We start from the raw sequence: 6,776 nt of genomic DNA, 5'->3' as shown, positions 1-6,776 counted from the left end.
GGGCTGGGACGGGTCGAAGTACTGGTTCAAGAACGGTTCCGGCGAGTGGCGTTGGACCAGCCACTACGACGTCTACGCGAGCCGCACCGGGCAGTCTGGCGGCTCGGCCGGCTCCGGCGGCCAGGCCGTCTCCAACGGCTCGGCCTCCTCCGGCGGGATGCGCCAGGGCTGGGACGGGTCGAAGTACTGGTTCAAGAACGGTTCCGGCGAGTGGCGTTGGACCAGCCACTACGACGTCTACGCGAGCCGCACCGGGCAGTCCGGCGGGGGTTCCGCCCCGGCTCCCGCGCAGCCCGCACCCCCCGCGAGCCGTCCGTCGGCGAACTCCGCACCGGCCTCCGGGAACATGGAGTCGGCCATCGGCTACGCGCTCGCCCAGCTGGGCAAGCCCTACGTCTGGGGCGGCAACGGGCCGTCCGGCTACGACTGTTCGGGGCTGGTCCAGCAGGCCTACCGGCGCGCGGGGATCAGCCTGCCGCGGGTGGCCGACGACCAGTACGCGGCGACCACGCCGATCAGCGCCGGGCAACTGCGCCGCGGCGACCTGGTGTTCTGGTCCGACAGCGGCCGGGCCTCGGGCATCCACCACGTGGGGATCTACCTGGGCGGCGGCAAGTTCGTGGAGGCGCCGCGGCCGGGCACGACCGTCCGGATCTCGACCCTCAGCCAGGGCTACTACCCGACCCACTTCGGGCGGCCGTGACCACCGAGCGGTAGCCACCGTGCCGCAGCCGCCGGCCCCGGCCGCGAGCCGGTCCGGGCCTCCGGGAGCAAGCCGCTGCCGGGGGCCCGTTCCGTGCGACCGGGGCCGTCACGGCGCCGGTCGGGCGGCTCAGACGGAGGCGGCGTCCAGCAGGGCGGTCTGCTCCGGGGTGAGCTCCAGGGCGACGCCGGCCAGCAGCGGAGGGAGCTGCTCGACGGTGCGGGCGCTGGCGATCGGGGCGGCGACCGTCGGGCGGGCGGCGAGCCAGGCCAGGGCGACCGAGGCGGGCTCCACCCCCTGCTCGGCGGCGACGGTGTCCAGCGCCTCCAGCACCTTGGGCCCGCGCGGGTCGGCCAGGTAGCGGGCGGCGCCCTCGGCCCGGGCGCTGTCCACGGCGTCCGCGCCCGGGCGGTACTTGCCGGTCAGGAACCCGGAGGCCAGCGCGTAGTAGGGGACGGTGGCCAGGCCGTGCTCGGCGGCGGCGTCGGCCAGCGGGCCCTCGAACCTGCCGCGCTCGACCAGGTTGTAGTGCGGCTGGACGGCGACGTACTTCGTCAGGCCCTCGCGCTCGGCGAAGGACAGCGCTTCGGAGAGCCGCTCGGCGGAGACGTTGGAGGCGGCGACCGCCCGGACCTTGCCCTCGCGGACCAGCTCGTCCAGTGCGGTGACGAACTCCTCGACCGGGGTGTCGTCGTCCCGGTGGGTGTAGTAGAGGTCGATCCGCTCGATGCCCAGGCGGCGCAGGGAGTCCTCGGCCGCGGCCTTGATGGTGGCGGCGCCCAGACCGTTGCGCTCGGCGAGCATGCCGACCTTGGTGGCGACCACCATGGAGTCGCGGTTGCCGCGGCTGCGCAGCCAGTTGCCGATGACGGTCTCGGACTCGCCGCCGCTGTTGCCCGGGAGCCAGGAGGAGTAGACGTCCGCGGTGTCGAGGAAGTTGCCGCCGGCCGCCGCGTAGGCGTCCAGGACGGCGAACGACTGCCGTTCGTCGGCCGTCCAGCCGAAGACGTTGCCGCCGAGGGCGAGCGGGAAGACGGACAGGTCGGAGGTGCCGAGGCTCACCCGGCTGTGGTTTCCGGTCATGGTCCCAGTCAACCCGACTGCGGGACGAGGCATTCCGGGGGCCCGGAGGTCTTCATGGGGTCGTCGTACCGCCGTCGCACGTGGGGGTGGTGTGTTCCTCGCGACGGGGGTCCGGGGTGTGCCCGAGGTGGGCCGATTCGTTAGAGTCCCTGCCATGGCTGACAACGACTACGACCCCGCCGGCAGCACCCAGATGTTCCGGGCGTTCGTCGACGAGACCCCCGCGCCCCAGGCCCCGGGCAACGTTTCCACCTACGGCAGCAGCAAGAGCGGCAGCCGCACCGGCGTGATCGCGCTGGTCGCCGTCGTCGCACTGGTCGTCCTGGGCGGCGTCGTCTGGCTGGCGGTCAAGTGACCCTCGCGCGGGTGGCCCTCGTCCGGGCCCCCCGCGCGACGGGAGTGGAACACCTCAGCAGGGCTTGCGCCAGGCGTTCAGTTCCAGCTTCTTGCGCATCGAACTGAAGCCCAGCGACTTGGCCTTGCCGCAGAACTGGTCCGTGTCGAGCTTGTACTCGACGTGGAACACGGCCTTGCCCGCCTTGACGAAGGGCGCGACCCGGTCGCACTCGTCGAACTGCGCGCACTCCTCGTTGACCGCGAAGTCGAAGTCCCCGAGCAGCGCCGGGATCTGGTCCAGGTCGTTCTTCAGACCGATGGCCAGGCCGCGTTCGTGGGCGAGCTGTGCCAGCATCCGGTTGTACCTGAGCTGGTCGTCCGCGGTCAGCGGGAAGCCGCTGTTCTGGTTGTAGGCCTCGATGGTGTCCGGTTCGACGGCGTCGAAGCCCTTGCTCCGGCACATGTCGAAGCGGGCGGCCATCAGCGGCCGCAGCTGGTCGAGCTTGCGGATGTCGAACCACTTCTCGCCCTTCCAGCCGGTGTCCGAGCCCTGGAGGGACTTGGCGAAGGCGGCGGAGTCGGGGCGGAAGTCCTCCCAGGAGCCGGCGTTGATGTAGCAGATCACCTTGCGGCCCTTGGCGTGCAGCGCGGCCACCACCGAGGCGTCGTTCTCGAAGCCGTCGATGTCGTAGACCGGGACGTCCACCGACTGGTCCACGCCGCCGCCGAGCTGCCACTGCCAGGCCAGGCCCGGGGTGGGCTGCCAGCGGGCGCCGGCCGGCGGCGGTGCCGGGTTGCCCGGCGGGGTGCCGGTGCCCGGCGGGGTGGCGGGCGGCGGGCCGCCGCCGGGGGTGCCCGGGGCCGGGGCCGTGGTGCCCGGGGTGGTGGGTGCGGGGGCCGGGGTGTCCGGGGCCGCGGTGGTCGGGTCGGGGGTGCCGGGGGTGCTCGGCGCGGTGGCCGCGGGGGAGGCGCTCGGGGTGCCGTCGGCCTGGTCCTGGTCGTCCTCCGATCCCGAGCTGCTGCACGAACTGACCAGCAGGGCGGTGGCGGTGGCGAGGGCCAGGGCGGCCGGTAGTAGCCGGTTGCGGCTGTTCACGGTAGTCGGACTCCGGATCGGGTCAGGTCAGTTCAGCGGCGTTCAGGCCGTACGGCAGGGTGCGCCAGGGGTTCTCCCCGGCTCCCGGTACGGCGCAGCCGACGCCGGCTCGCCGGGCGGCGATCAGGGCGGCGGCGTCCTGGGCGTGCTCGGTGGGGACGTCGTAGACCAGGTGGCAGAAGCGGGAGGCCGCGTGCCGGCCGGTCCACAGCGGCAGTGTCATGGCGCGGTAGGCGTCCCAGTCGCCCTCGAAGGTGACCAGCAGGTCGGCCAGGCCGACCTCGGCGTAGCCCGGGTCCGGGTGCTCGCCGTGGCCGAACACCACGGTGCCGCAGCCGGCCGCGCGGGCGGCCGTGGCCAGCCGCCGGTAGTGCGCCAGCGCGCCCGGGTGGGTGGTGACCTGGTCGAGGTAGACGCCGGTGATGCCGTGTCGCTGACGGTACGTCAGGATGTCGGCCACCACGGCCGCGTGCGGTCGGCGGCCGTAGTCGGTGTCGGTGTAGCCGACCAACGGCAGCCCGGCGGCGCGGAGTTCGTCGGCGGCCTCGGTGAAGACGTGGTCGGGGACCTCCCCCGGGCCGTCGGCGAGGTTGAGCACGACGGCGGCGATCCGGGCGGGGTCGGCGGCGGCGACCGCCTGCCAGGCCGCCGGGTCCACCGCGGGGTGGACGTACAGCGGCACCAGCAGGCGGCCGTCGGGGGTCTGCCCGGCGATCATGCGACCACCGGGTCGGGGGTGGGCCCGGCGGTGCCGAGCCACAGGTCGCGCAGGGTGTCGGCGAGGTCCGTCTCCGGTCGCCAGCCGAGCTCCCGGGCGGCGGCCGACACGTCGGCCTGCTGCCAGGAGACCGCGGCCGAGCGCTCGGAGCCCGCCCCGCTCTCGTCGATCCGGCCGGTGAAGCCGGCCGCGGCGACCAGCCCGTCGGCGATCGCCCGGACCTGCCGGGCGTGCCCGGAGGCCAGGTTGAGCACCCGGGGGAGCGGACGGTCGGCGGCGACGGCCAGGCCGACCGCCTTCGCCACGTCCCGGGCGTCGACGAAGTCGCGGTAGGCCGAGAGGTCGCCGACCGTGATCACGCCGTCGGCGCCCTCGGGCGCCACCCGGCGCAGCTCGCCGGCCAGCCGGCCGGGCAACGAGCCCGCCGGGGCACCGGGGCCGACCGGGTTGAACACCCGCAGCACCACGGCGTCCAGCGGTGAGCCGGCCACCGCGAGGGAGCCGGCCAGCTTGGTCGCGCCGTACACGCCGACCGGGCGGGCGTCGGCGTCCTCGGCCAGGGACTCGCCCTGTCCGCAGACGCCGTACTCGCCGGCCGAACCGATGTGCACCAGACGGGCCTTCGGGGCGCCGAGGGAGAGCGCCTCGCAGAGCACCGCCGGGCCGCGGGCGTTCACCTCGGCGAGCTTGACCGCGCTGCCGGCCACCGCGCCGGCGAAGTTGACCACCGCGTCCGGGGCCAGCGCGGACAGTTCCTCGCCGAGCGGGCCGGCCTGGGCGGTGGCCAGGTCCAGCCGGAGGTCGTGGGCGGGCCGCCGGCCCGCGGTCAGCACGGTGGCACCGGGCAGTGACCGCAGGACGGCGGTGGCGTGACGGCCGAGGAAGCCGTCGCCGCCGAGGAGCAGGATTCTCACGCGGCCCGTCCGTCGCTCTCCACACCCGCGGTGGCGGGCTCGGCGGGCTGGTCGTCCGGGGCGGTGCGGGCGGCCGGGATCGGCAGCTCCGCGACGGCCGGTGTGGTGCCGGTCGACTCGAAGGGCATCAGGACCGGGCGGATGGTGGAGAACTCGGCGTTGGCCCGGTCGTAGTCGTCGGGCCGGCCGATGTCCAGCCAGTAGCCGCCGAACTCGTAGGCGGAGGGCGGGGTGCCGGCGGCCAGCAGGTCCAGCACCAGCTCGTCGAAGCCCAGTGGCAGGCCGGGGGTGTATTTGGCGAGCGCCGAGCGGGAGACGCCGTACACGCCCATCGAGACGCGGTAGTCGATGCTGGGCTTCTCCTGGAAGCCGGTGATGGTGCCCTCGGAGGCGGTCAGCACGCCGAAGTCGATCTTGACCTGGCGGGCGTAGGTGGCGATGGTCAGCGGCGCGCCGGACGCCTCGTGGTGCTTGAGCACCCCGGCGAAGTCCAGGTCGGTCAGGATGTCGCCGTTCATCACCAGGAAGTGCTCAGGCAGGCGCTCCTGCATGGTGAGCAGCGGGCCCATGGTGCCCAGCGGGCTGTCCTCCACGGCGTAGCCGACCCGGAGACCCCACTGGGAGCCGTTGCCGACGTAGGCGCGGATGATGTGGCCGAGGTGGCCGATGGCAAGGGTGACGCTCTGGAAGCCCGCGGCGGCGAGCTGGCGCATCACGATCTCCAGGATCGCGTGCTGGTCGCCGATCGGAACGAGCGGCTTGGGAAGCGCGGTGGTGTACGGGCGGAGACGGACGCCCTTACCGCCGGCCAGGATCACTGCGTGCATGGTGATTCCCCCACGGAAAGGATGTGCAGGACACGAACCTTGAGTACCAGGACGAGCAAGATCGGGTGCGGCGGGTCAGACGTTGTAGATGTCGGTCTTGTAGCGGGCCAGGTTGGCCGGGTCGCGGAAGAACTCGATGGTCTGCTCCAGGCCCTGCTCCAGGCTGAAGGCCGGGGCCCAGCCGGTGGCCTCGCGCAGCCGGGTCGCGTCCGCGACCAGGCGCATGACCTCGGAGTTGGTCGGACGGATGCGCTGCTCGTCCTCCTTCACCAGCAGGTCCACGCCCATCAGCTTGCCGACCAGGGTGACCAGGTCGCCGACCGAGATCTCGCCGCCGGTGCCGGCGTTGAAGGTCCGGCCGACCACCGCGTCGGCGGGCGCGGTGCCCACCGTGCGGAAGGCGTTGGCGGTGTCCTTGACGAACATGAAGTCGCGGGTCGGGCGGAGGTCGCCGAGGGTGATCTCGGTCTGGCCGGCCGCGACCTGGGCGATCACGGTCGGGATGACGGCGCGCATCGACTGGCGCGGGCCGAAGGTGTTGAACGGGCGCAGGGTGACGACCGGGGTCTCGAAGCTGGCGTGGTAGCTGTCGGCCAGCCGGTCCCCGCCCGCCTTGGAGGCGGCGTACGGGGACTGGGTGTTGATCGGGTGGTCCTCGGTGATCGGCACGGTCTGCGCGGTGCCGTAGGTCTCGCTGGTGGAGGTGTGCACCAGGCGGGGGATCTCCAGGTGCCGCACCGCCTCCAGCACGTTCAGGGTGCCGGTGACGTTGGTGTCCACGTACGAGTGGGGGGCGCGGTAGGAGTACGGGATCGCGATCAGGGCGGCCAGGTGGTAGACCGCCTCGGTGCCCTTGACCAGGCCGTTGACCGAGCCCGGGTCCCGGACGTCGCCGAGGACGATCTCGACCGAGTCCAGCACCTCCTCGGACAGGGTCTCCAGCCAGCCGAAGGACGAGAAGGAGTTGTACTGGACCATCGCGCGGACGTGGTGCCCGTCGGCGACCAGGGTCTCGACGAGGTGGGAGCCGATGAAGCCCTCGGCTCCGGTAACCGCGACGCTGCTCATGCGGATTTTCGCTTTCTCGATCTGCCGGGGC

At 73.2% G+C, this 6,776-nt stretch carries 7 protein-coding genes and 1 pseudogene; 2 read left to right on the top strand and 6 right to left on the bottom strand.

The annotated features are described in order from the left end of the window. On the top strand, positions 1-703 hold a 703-nt coding region (locus AB0E96_RS10085), incomplete at its 5' end, for a C40 family peptidase (RefSeq protein ID WP_359820847.1). A gap of 129 nt (positions 704-832) precedes the next feature. Here AB0E96_RS10085 and AB0E96_RS10080 read toward each other — a convergent pair. After that, entirely contained in the window at positions 833-1,786 is a 954-nt protein-coding gene (locus AB0E96_RS10080; protein ID WP_359820844.1) for an aldo/keto reductase, read from the bottom strand. Between the two features lie 154 nt (positions 1,787-1,940). Between AB0E96_RS10080 and AB0E96_RS10075 the strand changes: the two genes are divergently transcribed. Then, entirely contained in the window at positions 1,941-2,141 is a 201-nt protein-coding gene (locus AB0E96_RS10075) for a hypothetical protein (RefSeq protein ID WP_359820841.1), read from the top strand. Between the two features lie 54 nt (positions 2,142-2,195). Here AB0E96_RS10075 and AB0E96_RS10070 read toward each other — a convergent pair whose 3' ends face one another. The 5 genes and pseudogenes from AB0E96_RS10070 to AB0E96_RS10050 all read right to left on the bottom strand — a co-directional run bounded on the left by AB0E96_RS10070 (position 2,196) and on the right by AB0E96_RS10050 (position 6,745). Further along, on the bottom strand, positions 2,196-3,218 hold the full coding sequence (locus tag AB0E96_RS10070) for an endo alpha-1,4 polygalactosaminidase (RefSeq protein ID WP_359820839.1): 1,023 nt from the start codon (positions 3,216-3,218) through the stop codon (positions 2,196-2,198). A gap of 22 nt (positions 3,219-3,240) precedes the next feature. Beyond that, complete coding sequence (locus AB0E96_RS10065) at positions 3,241-3,936, bottom strand: spherulation-specific family 4 protein (protein WP_359820837.1); 696 nt, start codon at positions 3,934-3,936, stop codon at positions 3,241-3,243. Then, positions 3,933-4,850: an NAD(P)-dependent oxidoreductase gene (locus AB0E96_RS10060; protein ID WP_359820835.1), complete on the bottom strand. Its 918-nt coding sequence runs from the start codon at positions 4,848-4,850 to the stop codon at positions 3,933-3,935. The genes AB0E96_RS10065 and AB0E96_RS10060 overlap by 4 nt, the downstream gene beginning before the upstream one ends. Positions 4,851-4,975: 125 nt before the next feature. After that, a pseudogene (locus AB0E96_RS10055) lies at positions 4,976-5,677 on the bottom strand (sugar phosphate nucleotidyltransferase); the annotation flags it as partial. A 75-nt stretch (positions 5,678-5,752) separates the two neighbouring features. Continuing rightward, positions 5,753-6,745: an SDR family NAD(P)-dependent oxidoreductase gene (locus tag AB0E96_RS10050; RefSeq protein ID WP_359820832.1), complete on the bottom strand. Its 993-nt coding sequence runs from the start codon at positions 6,743-6,745 to the stop codon at positions 5,753-5,755. Between the last annotated feature and the right edge of the window lie 31 nt (positions 6,746-6,776).

Origin of the sequence: Kitasatospora sp. NPDC036755 (assembly GCF_040636595.1) — a bacterium.
In the GTDB taxonomy this organism is placed as follows: domain Bacteria; phylum Actinomycetota; class Actinomycetes; order Streptomycetales; family Streptomycetaceae; genus Kitasatospora.
This window is presented reverse-complemented; position numbering and strand designations above follow the sequence as displayed.